The sequence below is a fragment of the Paenibacillus hamazuiensis genome (assembly GCF_023276405.1).
Classification (GTDB): Bacteria; Bacillota; Bacilli; order Paenibacillales; family NBRC-103111; genus Paenibacillus_AF; species Paenibacillus_AF hamazuiensis.
On record NZ_JALRMO010000001.1, the window covers coordinates 1,797,005 to 1,814,193 of the forward strand.

Here is a 17,189-nt window from a genome sequence, read left to right on the forward strand (position 1 = left end):
GGTATGGAAACGGCGAAACTTTGCAGAAACTGCGAAGAAAACGGCGCTATCGTCGAGGAGAGGATCGGCAGAATGATCGCGGCGGCAAGGTTTGCCCCCGAGGATTGTGTTTCGGCGGAAGCTTACGAGCGGCGTCTTCAGGCATGCTTCTCGTGCGCGGGGTTGGCCGGAGGGCACACGTGCACGGTTTGCGGCTGCATCGTTCAGATCCGGGCGAAGCTGAAGGCGAAGACGTGCCCGAGGCCGGAAGGCAGCCTGTGGGATTAAAGGTTCAGCTTGCGGTATTGCAGCGGCGCGATGCCGGTGATCGCCTTGAAGACACGCCCGAAATGCGTGCTGCTTTCATAGCCGACTTTTTCCGTGATCGCGGTGATGTTCAAGGATGTCGTCCTAAGCAGCTTTTGAGCCTCCTTGATCCGCACCTGATTGACGTACTCCACAAACGTAAAGCCGGTCACTTCCTTGTAAATGCGGCTCAAATAAAACGGGCTCATATGAAAACGATCCGCCAGGTCCCTCAGGCTGAGCGGCTCCGCGTAATGCTCGTTGATGTACTTGACGATGTCCGACACTTTTTGGTGCAGCGTGTTTGGGAATTCCGGCTGCTTCGCTGCGGCGCTCTTCGTACACCGGTGGATAAAAACGAGCAGCTCGGCCAGCTGCACTTTCAGGAGGCCATGCGATTCCGGGGCGGCCAGCTTGTTTTCGCGGAGCATTTTATCGAGCATATGGGATACCTGGGTTTGTTCCTTGCCGTCAAGACGCAGCAGCGGAAACGCTCCGAACATGCCCAGCGGATCGAAATCCATGTCCACGAGAATGCCGCCGACAAAAGTTTTTTTGAAATTGATCAGCACCCGTTCGTGGTTGGGCGAATAAGCTTCGGTCGTCCGATGAAGCACCAGCGGCTCGATCAGTACGAGGTCGCCTTGCCTAACGTGGTAAGTCCGATCTTTAATGAAATAAAACCGCTCGCCGGAGCTCATATAGTAAATTTCGTAGGAGTCGTGGGAATGATCCTTGCTCATGCTGAAGCTGGCGGTTCGTTTGACGTGTTCGATGAGAAACGGTTTTTGCTGGGGGATGACTTCGTGTTTCAAAACGGCACCTCGTTTTCGGGTCATTATGATGTCTATCATAACAAAAAATGTAGAAAAAATCTCGATGTAAGCAAATGATGTAATGTTTTCATGTAATTTTTGCAATACAATAGGAGGCATGAAAGCTGTTCCAACAGACCAAATTATGCTGGAGGGAATATTCATGTCTCGTACCCGTTATGCTCAAGTCGGCACAGGCGGCCGCGCGCAATTTTTTTACAATGCGATCGCCAAAGATTTTAAGGAAACTTCGGAGATCGTCGCTTTTTGCGATGTGAACCAAACCCGCATGGACTACGCCAACAAGCAGCTGGAGAAAAACGGCGCCAAGGCGGTTCCGACCTACAAATCGAACGAATTCGATAAAATGATCGAAGAATCGAAGCCGGATGCGGTTATCGTCACGTCCGTCGACCGCACGCATCATACGTACATCATCCGCGCGATGGAGCTTGGCTGCGACGTCGTCACTGAGAAGCCGATGACGGTCGATGAAGTAAAGTGCCAGGAAATTCTCGACGCGGTAAAGCGGACCGGCCGCAAGCTGCGCGTTACGTTCAACTACCGCTATTCTCCGCACAACACGAAAATCCGCGAGCTGATCGAGGACGGCACAATCGGCGACGTCACGGCGGTTCACTTCGAATGGCTGCTCAACACGAAGCACGGCGCCGACTATTTCCGCCGCTGGCACCGCGACAAGCGCAACAGCGGAGGTTTGCTCGTACACAAGTCGACGCACCATTTCGATCTGGTCAATTTTTGGCTGAACACGCAGCCGAAAACTGTTTACGCGCAGGGAGACTTGATGTTCTACGGCCGCGAAAATGCGGAGAAGCGCGGCGTGACGGAGTTTTATTCGCGGGCACGCGGTTCGGAATATGCGAAAAACGATCCGTTTGCGCTGCATTTGGAGCAAAGCGACAGCCTGAAGGCGATGTACGCCGATGCGGAGCATGAGGACGGCTATTATCGCGACCAAAGCGTCTTCGGTGACGGCATCAACATTGAGGATACGATGAGCGTGCTCGTGCGCTACAAAAACAACGCGATGCTCACTTACTCCTTGTACGCGTACGCGCCGTGGGAAGGCTTCCGTGTATCGTTCAGCGGCACGAAGGGACGTATCGAAATGAACGTGATCGAGCAATCGTACGTCAACTCCGGCGGCGAGCAGGGGCTTGAAGGCGCGGTAGTCGGCAAAAAAATCATCGTGCATCCGATGTTCGACCAGCCGTACGAAGTGAAGGTGGTCGAAGGCAAAGGCGGTCACGGCGGCGGCGACCCGGTGCTGCTGAACGACCTGTTCGGCGCGGAAAAAACGCCGGACCGCTTCAACCGCGCAGCGTCTCACGTCGACGGCGCGATGAGCATCCTGACCGGCATCGCCGGCAACATCTCGATCCGCACCGGCCTTCCGGTGAAAGTGGACCAACTCGTGCAGTTTTAAGAGAGAGCCTATAAGAAAAAGAAGCGGCTGCCTTATCGTGAGGCGGCTGCTTTTTTTCTCGTAAAGGAGGAACTCTTCTTTGGGATTATAGGGCAGGATAATAGCCGATACATGTAGAATGTTTATTATAAAAATTTATATTTTTGCACAGATCTTTCATCCGATTTTGCGGGGGTGTACGCGTATGGAAAACAATCGAAACTGGGCAGGCAATTACAGCTACAGCGCGAAGGAACTTCTTGTTCCGGAGTCGGTGGAACAAGTACAGGAAATCGTGGCTCGCAGCAGCCTGATCAAGGCGCTTGGCACTCGGCATTCGTTTAATGGAATCGCTGATTGTACCGGGAGTCTCCTCTCGCTTCAAAAGCTTAACCGCGTTATAAATTTAGACGTTCAACGCAATAAGATTACAGTCGAAGCCGGTATAAGATACGGCGATCTGTGCCATTATTTGCACGGATGCGGTTATGCGCTGCACAATTTGGCATCGCTGCCGCACATATCCATTGCAGGTGCAATCGCAACAGCAACACATGGTTCCGGTGACCGAAACGGCAATCTTGCTTCTGCGGTTCACTCCCTGGAAGTCGTCAAAGCGGATGGGGAGAAAGCCGTTTTCTCTCGAGAAGGGCAAGACGGTCTCTTCGAGGGAGCGGTCGTGGGACTTGGAGGACTTGGGGTTATTACGCAAATCACTCTGGATGTGATCCCTACGTTCCAGATGAGCCAACACGTATTCGAAAACTTGCCTTTAGCGCAGCTGAAGGACCATTTTGACGATATTTTCTCCAGCGCTTACAGCGTTAGTCTATTCACGGATTGGAAAACTGCGGGTTTCAATCAAGTATGGCAAAAGCGTATTGCAAACGATTACACCCCTGCACCGGCGGACTCCGAATTTTTTGGCGCTGCGCCGGCAGGTGCGCACCGGCATCCGGTGCCCGGCTACTCGGCGGAGAATTGCAGCGAGCAGCTTGGCGTTCCCGGGCCGTGGTACGAACGGCTGCCGCATTTCCGGATGGATTTTACGCCAAGCGCCGGCGAGGAACTGCAAAGCGAATATTTCGTGCCGCGCCAAAAAGCTTATGATGCGTTATGTGCGATTGACCGAATAAAGGACAGCATTGCGCCGTATCTCTATGTGTCCGAGGTTCGTACGATTGCGGAAGATCGGCTGTGGATGAGCCCCTGTTACAAGCAGCAATCGGTGGGGATTCACTTTACGTGGAAAGCGGACTGGGAAGCTGTGCGGCAAATATTGCCGATCATCGAAGAGCAGCTGGCACCGTTTCATGCCCGTCCGCATTGGGGGAAGTTGTTTGCCATGCCACCCGCACATGTTCAATCGCTTTACGAAAAGCTGCCCGACTTTCGGCAGCTGCTCCTTCAGTGCGACCCTCAAGGAAAGTTTTGTAACAATTTCTTGAAAAGTTATATTATGGAAAATTATTCATAGTACCCATTGAGAAGCTGCAGATGAGGCTCAGCAGCTCAACGAGTAATAAAGAGGCCGCCGGGGATCGATCGGGCGGCCTGTTTGTGCCCTAACCTTTCAGCACGTAGATGTACCGTCTTTATCATAGCTATAAGTGCATCCGCAGCTTTATTCAAGTAAAATAAGAGGGACGACGACGGAACGAAAAAGGAGCTTGAACAACAATGAGAAGACTGCTTGAAACCGGACTCGTGACGGGCGCCGGCGGGCTGCTGTTTACGCTGCTGCATATCCCGCTCAGCTGGATGCTCGGCCCGATGGCGGCTGCGATGCTTTGGGGCGAGCTTGCGAAACGGACGCTCCGGTGGCCGATCGGGCTGCGCAATGCGGGGCTCGCCGTTCTCGGCTACATGATGGGCATCACGTTTACGAAGGAAACGGGGCACCAGATCGTCGTGCAGCTGCCGACGATGCTGACCGTCACCGTACTTACGGTTGCTTTCAGCTTGGCCACAGCCTGGCTGACGGCGCGGAAAGCGGAAATCACGATGGCCAGCAGCGTGATCGGCAGCATTCCGGGCGGCCTGTCCCAGATGGTCGTATTAAGCGAGGAGGTGAGGGGAGCGGAAGGGACGCAGGTCGCTTTTATGCAGACGATCCGGCTGATGGCCGTCATTTTTATCGTGCCCTTCGTGGCGGTGCACGGCCTTGCCGCAAGCGCCGACGGGGCGGTTCCTGCCTCCGCAGCGGCGAATGCTTACACGGCCTGGCTTGCGCATCCGGCGTTTTCCGCCGGCGTTGTCGCCGCTATCGCGGCAAGCTGCTGGGTTGCGGTCAAGCTGCGCTTTCCGACGCCTTATATGCTCGGGCCGCTGGTGGCGGCCGCGCTTCTGGTCGTCCTGGGCGAGCCGGCCCCGCATGTACCGCCGCTCCTGATCATCGCCGCCCAGTGGGCCATCGGCGCCTATATGGGTGTTACGACGAGGCTGGGCAGCCTCGCGAACTGGAAAAAGCTGCTGCCGTACTCCGCGCTCAGCGGCATCGGCGTAGTGCTTTTTTCGCTGGCTATCGCCTACGTGCTCAGTTTGCTGCATCCGATCACATTTCTGACCGCTTTCCTCAGCACCGCGCCGGGCGGCATGACGGAGATGGGCGTGACGGCGGCGATTACGCATGCGGATATTACGATGATCGTCGCCTATCAAATGTTCCGCATTCTGTTTATTTTGTTCCTCGTACCGCCGGTGCTCAAATGGGGCTTAAACCGGTTCGGGCGCATGGAGCCCGGTACGGACAAGGCATAATGTGGAACGGTCGGGCTCCCGGACTGCTCACGGGCTGAACTTGCGGTACTCGAGCGGAGCCAGCTTGGTCAGTTTTTTGAACACCCGCCCGAAATGAGCGATGTTTTCGAAGCCGACCTGATCGGCGATTTCGATGATTTTCGCATTCGTTTCCTTGAGCAGCTGCTGCGCTTTCTTGATGCGTGTCACGTTCAAATATTCGACGAACGAGAAACCGGTAATTTCCTTAAACGCCCGGCTTAGATAATACGGACTGATGTAAAAACGTTCGGAAAGCGCGGTTAACGTGATCGGCTCGGCGTAATGCCGGTTGATGTATTGCACGATTTCCGAAATTTTTTTGTGCAGCGGGCTGGCATGTTCAAATGGAACGGTTTTATGTTGTTCAAGGTAACGGGTCGCGAAGAGCAGCAGCTCGATCAGCAGCGTTTTCGCATACAGCTCGTACCCGGTGGCCTGGTCTTTTAATTCCTTCATCAGCTTGTCCAGCGTCGTCTGCACGAACAGCTGATCCTGCAGCTTGAGGCTGACGACGTGACCCGGATGCCCGAACGGAACAAACAAATATGGCGCTTTTAAAGGAAAATCGGCTCCGAGAAACTGGTCGCTGAAATTGATGACGATCCGCTCGTGACCGGGTTCGCCGATGTCCGACGTCTTGTGCACTTCGTGTTTGTTTATAAATACCAGATCGCCCGGAGATATTAAATAAGAACGGTCTTTAATGAAGTAAGTCCTCTGGCCCGAAAGTAAATAGTAGATTTCATAGTTGCCGTGATAATGATTCGTTCGTTCGAACGGCTCTGTTCGCCGGACGTGATCGATATAAAAATCGTCCTCTTCGGACCCGTAAGTAAAGGAAACCGTTTCGCTCATGCGGACACCCCCACCACATTGTAACAGCTTGCTTCCGTTATAGCAAAATATGCATGGTTTATGCTATTTACAGCAAAAATCGTAGAGATTCTGATATTAATTTGCGATATGATGAAAAAAGAGTTGTTACCATTAGTCGAGGAGGCTTTTTAATAGCATGAGCAAGTATGAATCGATCGCACAGGCGATCCAAAATGGAACCGTTTCCGCTGCGGCGGTAAATGGCGTCAAGGTATATGAAAAATCGCTCGACGAAGCGGCCGGCACGAAACTTCTTATGATCAAAGACGGCTACACGAAATATTTGATCGCCGTTGGCGAAGGAAGCTTGTACAGCGAACTGCAAGGAAACGCCCAAGGCGGGTACAAAGTATGTCCGCTGTCGCATGAAAACCGCCTTGTGCTCAACAAATATTTCCCATATACGGCGCCTCAGGCGTTCGGAACGCAAATCGCCACGATCGGTCTCGGCGACCGTCTCGGTCTTGCATCTCCCGGACATATCCAAACGGTGCGCGGCAAAAACGTTCGTCCGATTCTGGCCCAGCAAAGCATCCGCGAGCTGAACCTGACCGGCCGCAACTATAAAGAAGTTGTCGACGCCGCCGCTTACGCCGTGTTCCAGGAAGGCTACAAGGACGGCTACGGCGCAGACGGCGACCACTTGAAGGTCGAAGCAGACATCCAAATGTCGCTTGACTTGGGCTTTACGATGCTGACGCTGGACTGCTCGGAAAAAATCGACAATACCGTGGACGGAACTACGCGTGAGGCTCAAGCGGCCAAATATGCGCAGCTGCCCGAATCCGTCCGCAGCCACTACGAAAGCCGTTACCTGGACAAAACGTTCGAGGCTGCCGGCACGAAGTTCACTTTCGACAAGGCGACGCTAATCGAAAACGTGCTGATCTATGGCGCAGCGATCGATTTTATGGAGCACGTGTACAATACGTATATCAAGACGGCTCCGCGCGCGGTGGACTTTGAAATCTCCATCGACGAAACGGCTACGCCGACCGCTCCGGAATCCCATTTCTTCGTGGCGAAGGAGCTGTACAGCCGCGGTCTGGAAATTTACAGCATGGCGCCGAGATTTTGCGGCGAGTTCCAGAAGGGCATCGACTACATCGGCGATATCGCGCAGTTCGAGAAGGAGCTCAAAATCCATGCCGGCCTGGCCGACGAGTTCGGCTACAAGCTGAGCATCCACTCCGGCAGCGACAAGTTCAGCGTATTCCAGCTGATCGGCGAATATACGAAGGGTCGCTTCCACGTGAAAACTGCCGGCACGAACTGGCTTGAGGCGATGCGTACGGTTGCGAGAGTGAATCCTTCCTTGTACCGCAAAATGCACCAATATGCGCTTGAGCATTACGAGGAAGCGACGGCTTACTACCATGTCAACGGTACGCCGGACAAGGTGAAACCTCTGGATCAAGTGTCCGATGCGGACCTGCCGACGTACATGGACGAGGAAAACGCCCGCCAAGTTATTCACATCACTTACGGCATTTTGCTGCAGGCGAAAGACGCGCAAGGCAACTCGCTGTTCAAGGACGAGTTCTACCGCACGCTTAGCGATCACGAGGAAGAGTACAGTCAGGCGCTTATCAAACACATCGGCAAACACCTCGAGCTGCTCGGCAAGTAATCGGAAAATTTTTCGGATTTTGCGGGTGAAGCACTCGCTATGTTGTCCGAAACATGATATTGTTAATAGGGAGACCCGCTTATGGGTCTTCCTTTACCGTATGAATGTTAACGTGAACAATACTTTTGAAAGGTGGAATTTGCGCAATGAAACCGTTTTTGGATGACAACTTTCTGCTGAACAATGAAACTGCGATTCGCTTGTACCACGATTATGCCAAAAAAATGCCGATCATCGATTATCACTGCCATTTGAGCCCGCAGGAGATTTACGAGAACAAAAAGTTCAAAAATATCACCGACGCATGGCTGTACGGCGATCACTATAAATGGAGAGTCATGAGAGCGAACGGTGTCCTGGAAAAATATGTAACCGGCGGCGAAGGAGCCAGCGACTACGACCGTTTCCTCGCATGGGCGAAAACGGTTCCACAAGCGATCGGCAACCCGCTTTACCACTGGTCGCATCTGGAGCTGCAGCGTTATTTCGATGTATACGAGCTGATCAACGAGAAGAACGCTCCGGCGATTTGGGAAAAAGTGAATGCCAAGCTGAGCGGCGAAGGCTTCGGTGCGCGCGATTTCATCACGAAATCCGACGTTCGCGTCATCTGCACGACGGACGACCCGACCGATTCACTCGAATATCATATCAAAATCAAGGATGATCCGACGTTTGATGTGAAGGTGCTGCCTTCTTTCCGCCCGGACAAAGGGCTTGAAATCAACCGCGCGACGTTCCTGCCATGGGTAGGCAAGCTCGGCGAAGTTACCGGACAAACGATCACAAACTACGATCAGTTGCTCTCCGCCCTCGATTCGCGCGCGCGTTTCTTCCACTCGATCGGCGGCTGCGTATCCGACCATGCGCTTGATTATGTTCCTTACGCGGAAACGACGAAGGAAGAGGCAGCGGCTATTTTCGCCAAAGCGCTGAAAGGCGAAACGGTCAGCCTCGAGGAGGAGAAGAAGTACAAGACATACACGCTCGTGTTCCTGTGCAAAATTTACGCCGAGCTCGGCTGGGCGCAGCAGTTCCATATCAACGCGTCCCGCAACAACAACAGCCGCATGTTCGCACAGCTCGGTCCGGACACCGGCTTCGACTCGATCAACGACAGCTCGGTCGCTTATCCGCTGAGCCGTCTGCTCGATACGCTCGACAAGGACAATGCGCTGGCGAAAACGATTTTGTACTCGCTCAACCCGAACGACAATATTATTTTGGCCACACTCATGGGCAGCTACCAAGGCGGCGGCATCCCGGGCAAAATCCAGTTCGGCTCCGCATGGTGGTTTAACGATACGAAGGACGGCATGCTAGACCAAATGAAGACGCTGGCCAACGTCGGCCTCTTGAGCCGCTTTGTCGGTATGCTGACCGACTCCCGCAGCTTCTTGTCCTACACCCGCCACGAATATTTCCGCCGTTTGGTGTGCAACCTGATCGGCGAATGGGTAGAGAACGGCGAGTTCCCTCACGATATGGAGCTGCTCGGCGAAATCGTGCAAAACATTTCCTACAACAACGCAAACGAGTATTTCAATTTCTAAAAACGAACGAACTATATACAAAGAAAACCTGGCGGAATGTTCGCCAGGTTTTTTACATTCGAAATCGAGATTGGAACCATAGAAGACTAAATGACACTTGGAACTGTTATTCCTCGAAAATAAGTAGTTTATAAAAATAGCGGAACTCACGTTCGTTATTCTCAGAAAAATGGCTTCATCGAAAAAATAGAGGAACTGAGATGCGCTAAATCGGTAGAAAATGGCTTGTGGATTGGGAAATCCGACAAATAGAGCACCTGAGTTCCGTTAATTTCCAAAAATGTCCGAAATCGCCCCAAATAGCGAACCATAGTTCCGCTATGTTCCCGCTTAACCCTGACAACATTGCGCTTGGGGCGCCCGGGGTCCCCCTAGAGGAGGGGGGCAACAATATAGGGTACTCCTAGGGGGATGCCCTTACACAGTGATACTCATCATATCGCAAGCAAGCTCCACCTTGGACTTTGCAGCGTCGCTGCTGCCGGCCAGCACCTCTCCGTATGGCTCTCCGTCCGTAAGGTGAACGGCATACACTTTTCCGATGCGGTCTATAGGATAAAAAGCGAGCAAATCCTCCAGGCTCGTATGCGTGCTCATCCGGCCCCGGGCCCTCGTTGCTTCGTGAATGAGCACATCGATTCGCGGCTGATTGGCGATCCATTCGTTCGGACCCGTGTCCGCAGAATAAATAAGCACTTGACCGCCGTTCTGGACCGCGATGCCGGAAGCGGGTACGCCATGCAGACTCTGGAACGTGGAAATGCGGAAATCCGGCTGGTCGACAATGACATTCTCTTGCTCCCATTCATACGGACGGATCACGATATCGAACCCGATCGGCCATTCCGCCGCTTGATAGCTTTGCAAAATGCTGCGCAGCTGAGCTTCGTTGGGCTGCGGACAGAAAAGCGTCAGCGGTTCCTTCCTCCCCGCGATCCACATTCCCCAAAGCAGGGAGGGCAGGCCGTAAATATGATCGACATGAAAATGCGTAAAAATGACGCCTTTGATGCGGTCTATCGGGATGGAAGCCTGCTTCAGCTTGCCGAGCGGATTTCCGCCTACGTCGACCATCCAGCTCTCCTCGTTGTTTTGCAGCAAAAGATAAGTATTGTCCCTTTCTTTGCTGCCTGCCGCACTTGCGGTTCCCATAAAAAATACGTTCATGATGTATCCTCCGGATCGTTCATATTCGAAACGATTATACATCCTCGGTTAAGTGGACACAAGGAACAAATACGCTTGAAACGGAGTACAGTCGAGAGTGGTTGCCAACACGCAAGCGGTCCATTACGATAGTGATATGGCTGCATTATTGCGAGGCGAAGCTTGGCTAAAGGCCGGATATGAAACATCAGAGAAAAGGAGTGCCTGAATTGACCCGATTTTACATCGTTCGGCATGGGGAAACGGAATGGAATTACGATCATAACCGGTATTGCGGAAAGACGAATATTTCGATTTCGGATACCGGAGCGCAGCAGGCCCGCAAAACGGCCGAGTTTTTGGCCGGTACGCCGCTGGACGCCATATATGCATCTACATTGAAGCGGGCGCAGGAAACCGCCGAGCCGATCGCCAAGGTACACGGTATTGACGTGCGGACGGATTCTCGGCTTGAAGAGGTGGATTTTGGCCTGTGGGAAGGTTTGAGAGGCGACGAAATTCGTTCCCGTTACCCCGATGCCTGGCGATTGTGGTGCGAGCAGCCTGAAACGAACGCCGCCGGCTCCACCGGAGAAACCGCCCGTCAAGTGTTCGAGCGAATGAATTCGTTTTTCGAGGAAACGGCATTACATAATCCGGACGGGCGGATTCTTGCCGTCAGCCACAGCACGGCGATCCGCATATATTTGGCCGGGGTGCTGTCCATGCCGTTTCGCGCGTACCGCCAGCTGGTCCAGAGCAACACCGGCATCGCCGTTGTGGAAACATCGTCTGAAGGAATGCGCCTTACGCAGTTTAATTGCCGCTACGATTCGTTCGCCGCTAAGGTGCCGTAGACCCGGCGGTAAAAACAAAACGAAGGAGCAAGCCGATCCTTGGCCGGATTCGGGCTGTTCCTTCGTTTTTTCACGAAAGAGAAGGTTTCTCGAGCAGTTCGCTGATGAAATCGATCGCTTCCTTCTCGTCCGGCCCCTTGGTCACGAGGGTAATCTTGGTGCCTTTCTCAATCGGTACGAGCATCATGCCGAGCAAGCTTTTCATATCGACTTCCACTTGATGGTCCGTGATGTAACGGATTTTAATGTCGGAGCTGAACTGATTCGCTTCTCTTGTAAGCCTTTGCAGATCTTCTTTTTCAAAGTTTTTTGGAATTTCCAGGTCGTGAACTCTCATACGTATTCGTCCTCCGCAAAAGATGACCGATTGCCAGCAGCCTGAGGTCAGTAAGTTTGATTGATGCCATCCTTCATATTATAGCAAGATTTGCTTCCGTTGGGGATAGTTATTGATATTGTTCCTTCGATCAAGATGAACTATATTTATTCATAGGGCATGACATTAAACGAAAAGAGATGATATTTCATGGCACCACGGTTTTGCATGGATTGCGGCAGCCCGCTCGAGCTGCGCAATATCGGAGGGACGGAGAGAAACGCCTGCACCAAGTGCAGCTTCGTGCATTGGGGCAACTACAGCATCGGCGTGGGAGCGCTTGTGCAGCGGGAAGGCAAGGTGCTGCTTGTCCGCAGAGCGATCGAGCCCGGCAAAGGAAACTGGACGAACCCGGGCGGGTACATCGAGCAGCACGAGCCGATCGAGCAGACGATCGAAAGGGAAGTGAAGGAAGAGGCGAACGTGACGGCAAAAGTAAAAGGCATCGTCGCGCTCCGCGATCAGCCGCGCGACGTTCATAACGTCTACATCGCGTTTACGATGGATTATGTGGACGGCGAGCCGGTTCCGGACGGTACGGAGGTCGATGCAGCCGGTTTTTTCAGCCTGGAGGAGATGAAGGATATGCAGGTCGCCGGATTTACCCGGTGGCTCGTCGATATAGCATTGAACGGGGACGGGACCGGACTTTACGAGGATCGCGCGCCGATCGGGTCGTTTAACGGTACGGGATTTTCCATTTTACGCCGCGGGTAACGGACAGCAAGATTTTAGAGGAGATGACGAGAATGAGCATCACACCCCAGATCAAGCGGGTGCTTTTGATGAACGCGGCGTCGAACATTATTTTCAACTACATCGGCATATTTGTGAATTTGTATATTTGGGAAAGCGCGAAGCAAATCAAGGATGTGACGTGGTTCAATCTCGTCATGTTCATTTCATGGAGCATTGCATTTGCGGTCGGGGCGCGGCTTTTGTCTGCGTTTTCGACCCGTTTTCTGATTCGCACCGTTGCACTGAGCGGCACGGCGACATTTTTGCTTCTGTCGTTTCTGCATTTGGATAACCGGGTGCTCTGGATCGCGATTATAGCCGTGCCGGTCGGCATCATGTGGGGATTTTACGCATCGGCGCAAAACATTACGCTCAGCGTGTTCGGCAGGGGAAAAGATTTCGAAGGATACTTTTCGTATGCCAGCATAATAGGCCAGGCCGTGTCGATCCTCAATCCGGTCGTGTTCGCTCTCGTCATCAAGTGGGTCGGCTACAACGGCTCGTTTTTGCTTATGTTTCTGTTCGTCATTTTGCTTCTTGTCGTCTCTTTTTCCATTCCGCCCATCACGCTGGCGAAGGAACCGGAGCCGTTATTCCGCAATATGTCGTTTTCCAAAGTGTTTTGTTATCCCGCAATCCGCTGGATGGTGCCTTCCTGTCTCGCGGCAGGCGTATTTCTGCAATTTCAGGCATTGTTTGCGATCATTTTTACTTTTTCGGTATCGAGCGATAAACTCGTCATCGCGCTGCTTAATGTGATGTACGCGTTATCTTCGATCGGATCGATGTTTTTGTACCGGCGGCTGCAAATTCAAAACGGAATTTGGCTCGCCATCGGCATGGCATCGATGTGCATCGGCTTTTTGTGCGCGCTTCTGCAGCATTCCTTTTTTTTGGTGATCTCCAACATCCTGACGACAATAGGGTTGTTTTATTTCGGCACCGTATGGAATACCGGTCAATTTAAAATCATAAGCAAACATACGGCGATCGAACAGGCGCGAATATTTCTGTGGCGCGAATGGTTTTTAAACGTAACCCGGATCCTGCTTCTGGTATCCGCCATGTTCGTTAAAGATTTTCAAGGCGGGTATTTTATTGCGCTTATGATCGCGGCTATGGCATGCGCTTTGCTCGTTCCGCTGTTTTCCGGTAAAAGCGCAGCTTCGGAGGAGAATCGTCAGCAAGGGGTGCAGCTGCCCTCGGGCCATTAGCGATTTTTCGAACGAAACTCAGCAGCCTGATCTTAGCAATCGAAAAATCTCCTATCCGGCGGTGCGAACAATGCTTTTGCGCCCGATCGGAAGCGGAGGTTTTATTTTTTCCCCCAATTGCCGTCAAGTTATGGTACAATAAAAACATCATTGTTCACGTGTTCATAACGACAACAAGGGGACTTCGTCATGTATCCATTCCTGTTTCGCCTCAACAAAAAGCTGGAAAAAATCATGCCGTTGATCACGCCGACCGCAGTCTGTTTGGGCGTGATTTTTTCCGCCACGCTTCAGCCTTATTCGTTTCTTGTGCCCTGGATATTTGCTTTAATCACCTTTTCGGGCAGTCTCGGATCGAATTTTAAAGATTTGACCCGGGTCATCATGCATCCGGTTCCGCTGCTCACCTGTATGGCTTTGCTCCATCTGGTCATGCCGCTGGTCGCGCTTGTTACCGGGCATATCGTGTTTGCCGGGGATTCGCTGACGATCACCGGGCTCCTGCTTGCGTTTGCAATCCCGACAGGAATCATCAGCTTCATGTGGGTGTCTATTTACAAGGGCAACATTGCGTTTACGCTTTCGTTGATTTTGATCGATACGCTGCTGTCCCCCTTCCTTGTTCCATTTACGATGCACCTTCTTGTAGGAGCGGATGTAAAGATCGACACGCTGGGTATGATGAAGGGGCTGCTGTGGATGGTTGTGTTTCCTTCCGTGCTCGGCATGGTGCTGAACGGATGGACGAAGGGGAAAATCAAGGAGAAGCTCGGCGTGCCGCTGTCTCCGGTCTCGAAAATTTCGCTCGGCGTCGTAGTGGCGATCAACAGCTCGCTTGTCGCTCCTTACTTGAAATTGTTTAACGCCAAGCTGTTCGTCATCTTCATCACTGTGCTCCTTATCGCGATATCGTCCTATGCGATCGGTTGGCTTGTGGCGAAGCTGATGGGTTGGGACCGCAGCATTGTCGTCGCAATGACGTTCAACAGCGGGATGCGCAATATTAGCGCTGGAGCCGTGCTGGCGACCACTTATTTCCCGGCGGCGGTGGCGATGCCGGTTATTATTTGCATGCTGTTTCAGCAAATCCTCGCATCGTTTTACGCTTTCCTGCTGCGCTCCCGCTACGGCATGGGCACGGAGCCGCCGTCCTCCACGATTGCCGCTTCTGCGGGAAACGGCGGCAGACTGAGCGGCTGATGCCGCGATTGGATGGCGCAAAACGCACGAACCCCCCGGACCGAGCTTTCGTCTCGATACGGGGGGTTGGTTTATTTTAAAAGGCGTTAGCCTTGAACGCGGTCACTGTAGCCGGACGTTTCCACAGCTTTCCTGATTGCATCCTGTGCTTTCGTAATCAGCTGCGAGGCTTGATCACCGGTGATCAGCTCCTGCGATGCCGCATTTTGAATGTTAAGCTCAGCATATTCCATCAGCTTGTTCAGCAGCCCCTCTTCGCCGAGATCGGTCTTTTTGGCGAGGCTTGCCAGCGAATCTCCGTTATTCAAAGCGTCTCTCACGTCAATCCAGTCCATATCCAAATATTGCGAGGAAAGAGCTACGATTTTATCCAATCCGAGATCGATGTTTTTCGCCGGATCCGCGGCTGCGGAGGACGCATCCGAAGCGGCTGCCGCCGATTTCGGTTCCTGATAGCCTGCGGTGTTTACGATTTCTTTGACTTTGGCGTTTACGGCCGATTTCAGTTGATCGGCTTGTTCGCTGGTCAGCTTTTCGCTCGCCAAAGCGTTATCGATCTCTGTGACGGAGATATTTGTCAGCCGGGCTACGAAATCGTCCGCGTCAAACCCTGCACTTTTGGCGACATCCACCAAGCTGCTTCCCGCTCTCAGCTGCTCGATCAGGTCCCCATAGTCATCGAAATCGAGGAAAACGGCGCTGTTCTGAACGATCTGATCCAAGTGAAGATCAATGCCGGCTTGCTTGGCAATATCGAGTGCGTTGGCGCCGGCAGCGGCAGGTGTTGCAGCAGCTCCAGAAGTTCCAGAAGTTCCGGCGGCTGCGGATGCTTCCTCCGCAAAAGCTTTTGGCGAGAAGGTGCTGCCCAGAGCTCCTCCGAGCAGCAATGCAGCTGTCAATGTAGTAACGATCGCTTTTTTGTTTCTCCGATTCATGGTTCTCTCCACCTTATCCTTTTTATATGTATGGCTCCTTACATTTCCTAATGTAAATCTCAAATATGAAAAGAAGATGACGATAAACTTAATGACGGCTAAAAAATACCTTAATATAAGATTAAACCATTTACGGACAAACCGAGACGAAAGGCGGAGAAGTATGGTCAAAACAATAGGCTGCCTTCATGCACATCATAACAACATTCCGGGCATTGAAAGAACCTTAGGAAGCGATTACCGGCTCGTTCATTATGTAGATCCGGGATTTATTCCTTGGCTGAATGGCAAAGAGCGGCAGCAACATGAGCTGCGCATATATATGGAGCGCCAGCTGGAGTGGATTGGCGGATATCCTGCCGATGCCATTCTGCTCACATGCACAAATTATATCGCCGCGATGGACGAAGTTCGGCCCCGCACGCCGTGCCCTGTTGCTGCCATCGACGAGCCGTTTATGACATCGCTGTTCGAGTCGGAAGGCCCTGTCCGCATCTTGTTTACCAACCCGGCTACGGTGCAAGGAACGATGAGGAGGTTAAGGATGTTCGCGGATCGGCGAGGGGTTCGTCCGGATGTGGAAGCGTCGGTGATCGAACGATCTTTCGAGCTATTTATGGAAGGAAAAGAGGGAGAGTATCTCGAATTGGTCGCCGAGCATATTCGCCGGCAGCCGGCAAGCCGACTTGCCGTAGGCCAGCTGTCGATGACAGCCGCCGCCGAACGAATCGAACGCGAGACGGGAAGACGGATCGAACACCCGCTCAAGGAGCTGAAGAATCATATGGATCGGTTGATGGGCAAAACTGACCCGTCTCCGTGATATTTGCGTAACCATTGTGCATTATCTTTTAAATTGTCCCTCGGCAAACCCATGCGAAGCAAAAGCGGCAGCGTCAAGAACGCAAGAAACAAGAACAGAACGCGACCGTTAGCAGTTGATGTACCCTTTGAGCGGACCTTGCAGGTCCTTTTTTTGTTGTGATATGATGATCTTTAATTGATTGTACTGCGGTTGCTGCAACGATTTAGGGGTGATTACCTCAGGAAGGAACGAACCATGGTAAAGCTGCTGACCGGAGCCGTTCTTTTTTACCGTAAATGCATATCCCCGCTAAAGCCGCCGACGTGCCGGTTTTATCCGACGTGCTCCGAGTATGCGCTTGTCGCTTTGGAGCGTCACGGCGCGCTCAAAGGCTCCTGGCTTGCGGCAAAACGAATTTGCAAATGCCATCCGTTCCATCCGGGGGGCATCGACCACGTCCCTCCGCCGGATCCCGAATAGATGAGCGTTGGATGTACACCAGCAGACTTGACAAGAGAGGGTTGTCTTCGATATATTTGGCTAATAATA

At 52.6% G+C, this 17,189-nt stretch carries 17 protein-coding genes; 12 read left to right on the forward strand and 5 right to left on the reverse strand.

What is annotated here, in order from left to right:
* The first annotated feature begins 3 nt into the window (after positions 1-3).
* Positions 4-267 (forward strand): DUF6171 family protein, encoded by a 264-nt coding sequence (locus MYS68_RS07625; protein ID WP_248925258.1) that lies wholly within the window; start codon positions 4-6, stop codon positions 265-267.
* Here MYS68_RS07625 and MYS68_RS07630 read toward each other — a convergent pair.
* Positions 264-1,100 (reverse strand): AraC family transcriptional regulator, encoded by an 837-nt coding sequence (locus MYS68_RS07630; RefSeq protein ID WP_248925259.1) that lies wholly within the window; start codon positions 1,098-1,100, stop codon positions 264-266. The two genes, MYS68_RS07625 and MYS68_RS07630, sit on opposite strands and share 4 nt — an antisense overlap.
* Before the next feature lie 163 nt (positions 1,101-1,263).
* Here MYS68_RS07630 and MYS68_RS07635 point away from each other — a divergent pair, with 163 nt between their 5' ends.
* The 3 genes from MYS68_RS07635 (at position 1,264) to MYS68_RS07645 (ending at position 5,289) form a co-directional block, all read left to right on the forward strand.
* Positions 1,264-2,550: a Gfo/Idh/MocA family protein gene (locus MYS68_RS07635; protein ID WP_248925260.1), complete on the forward strand. Its 1,287-nt coding sequence runs from the start codon at positions 1,264-1,266 to the stop codon at positions 2,548-2,550.
* 184 nt (positions 2,551-2,734) lie between these two features.
* Entirely contained in the window at positions 2,735-4,006 is a 1,272-nt protein-coding gene (locus tag MYS68_RS07640) for an FAD-binding protein (protein WP_248925261.1), read from the forward strand.
* A gap of 203 nt (positions 4,007-4,209) precedes the next feature.
* The gene (locus MYS68_RS07645) at positions 4,210-5,289 is read left to right on the forward strand and encodes an AbrB family transcriptional regulator (protein ID WP_248925262.1); all 1,080 of its coding nucleotides are present in this window, start codon (positions 4,210-4,212) and stop codon (positions 5,287-5,289) included.
* 27 nt (positions 5,290-5,316) lie between these two features.
* Here the strand turns inward: MYS68_RS07645 and MYS68_RS07650 are convergent, their stop codons facing one another.
* Positions 5,317-6,165, reverse strand: coding sequence for a helix-turn-helix transcriptional regulator (locus tag MYS68_RS07650; RefSeq protein WP_248925263.1), 849 nt, complete (start codon positions 6,163-6,165; stop codon positions 5,317-5,319).
* Between the two features lie 157 nt (positions 6,166-6,322).
* Here MYS68_RS07650 and MYS68_RS07655 point away from each other — a divergent pair, with 157 nt between their 5' ends.
* A complete protein-coding gene (locus MYS68_RS07655) occupies positions 6,323-7,816 on the forward strand; it encodes a tagaturonate epimerase family protein (RefSeq protein WP_248925264.1) in 1,494 nt (497 codons plus the stop codon).
* Positions 7,817-7,962: 146 nt separating this feature from the next.
* The gene (gene uxaC / locus MYS68_RS07660) at positions 7,963-9,369 is read left to right on the forward strand and encodes a glucuronate isomerase (protein ID WP_248925265.1); all 1,407 of its coding nucleotides are present in this window, start codon (positions 7,963-7,965) and stop codon (positions 9,367-9,369) included.
* Positions 9,370-9,786: 417 nt separating this feature from the next.
* Here uxaC and MYS68_RS07665 read toward each other — a convergent pair whose 3' ends face one another.
* A complete protein-coding gene (locus tag MYS68_RS07665; RefSeq protein ID WP_248925266.1) occupies positions 9,787-10,536 on the reverse strand; it encodes an MBL fold metallo-hydrolase in 750 nt (249 codons plus the stop codon).
* A 209-nt stretch (positions 10,537-10,745) separates the two neighbouring features.
* On the opposite strand from MYS68_RS07665, the gene MYS68_RS07670 reads away from it, so the two are divergent.
* Positions 10,746-11,372 (forward strand): histidine phosphatase family protein, encoded by a 627-nt coding sequence (locus MYS68_RS07670; protein ID WP_248925267.1) that lies wholly within the window; start codon positions 10,746-10,748, stop codon positions 11,370-11,372.
* A gap of 70 nt (positions 11,373-11,442) precedes the next feature.
* Here the strand turns inward: MYS68_RS07670 and MYS68_RS07675 are convergent, their stop codons facing one another.
* Entirely contained in the window at positions 11,443-11,709 is a 267-nt protein-coding gene (locus tag MYS68_RS07675; RefSeq protein ID WP_248925268.1) for an HPr family phosphocarrier protein, read from the reverse strand.
* A gap of 189 nt (positions 11,710-11,898) precedes the next feature.
* Here MYS68_RS07675 and MYS68_RS07680 point away from each other — a divergent pair, with 189 nt between their 5' ends.
* From MYS68_RS07680 to MYS68_RS07690, 3 genes are all read left to right on the forward strand, one after another.
* A complete protein-coding gene (locus MYS68_RS07680; RefSeq protein WP_248925269.1) occupies positions 11,899-12,465 on the forward strand; it encodes an NUDIX hydrolase in 567 nt (188 codons plus the stop codon).
* 32 nt (positions 12,466-12,497) lie between these two features.
* Positions 12,498-13,700, forward strand: a complete 1,203-nt coding sequence (locus MYS68_RS07685) for an MFS transporter (RefSeq protein ID WP_248925270.1) — start codon at positions 12,498-12,500, stop codon at positions 13,698-13,700.
* Between the two features lie 189 nt (positions 13,701-13,889).
* Positions 13,890-14,900: a bile acid:sodium symporter family protein gene (locus MYS68_RS07690; protein WP_248925271.1), complete on the forward strand. Its 1,011-nt coding sequence runs from the start codon at positions 13,890-13,892 to the stop codon at positions 14,898-14,900.
* Between the two features lie 86 nt (positions 14,901-14,986).
* Here MYS68_RS07690 and MYS68_RS07695 read toward each other — a convergent pair whose 3' ends face one another.
* Positions 14,987-15,835 carry a hypothetical protein gene (locus tag MYS68_RS07695; protein WP_248925272.1) on the reverse strand — a complete coding sequence of 283 codons (849 nt, stop codon included), beginning with the start codon at positions 15,833-15,835 and terminating at the stop codon, positions 14,987-14,989.
* Between the two features lie 163 nt (positions 15,836-15,998).
* On the opposite strand from MYS68_RS07695, the gene MYS68_RS07700 reads away from it, so the two are divergent.
* The gene (locus tag MYS68_RS07700) at positions 15,999-16,658 is read left to right on the forward strand and encodes a hypothetical protein (protein WP_248925273.1); all 660 of its coding nucleotides are present in this window, start codon (positions 15,999-16,001) and stop codon (positions 16,656-16,658) included.
* 237 nt (positions 16,659-16,895) lie between these two features.
* A complete protein-coding gene (yidD, locus tag MYS68_RS07705) occupies positions 16,896-17,120 on the forward strand; it encodes a membrane protein insertion efficiency factor YidD (RefSeq protein ID WP_248925274.1) in 225 nt (74 codons plus the stop codon).
* Positions 17,121-17,189: the final 69 nt, after the last annotated feature.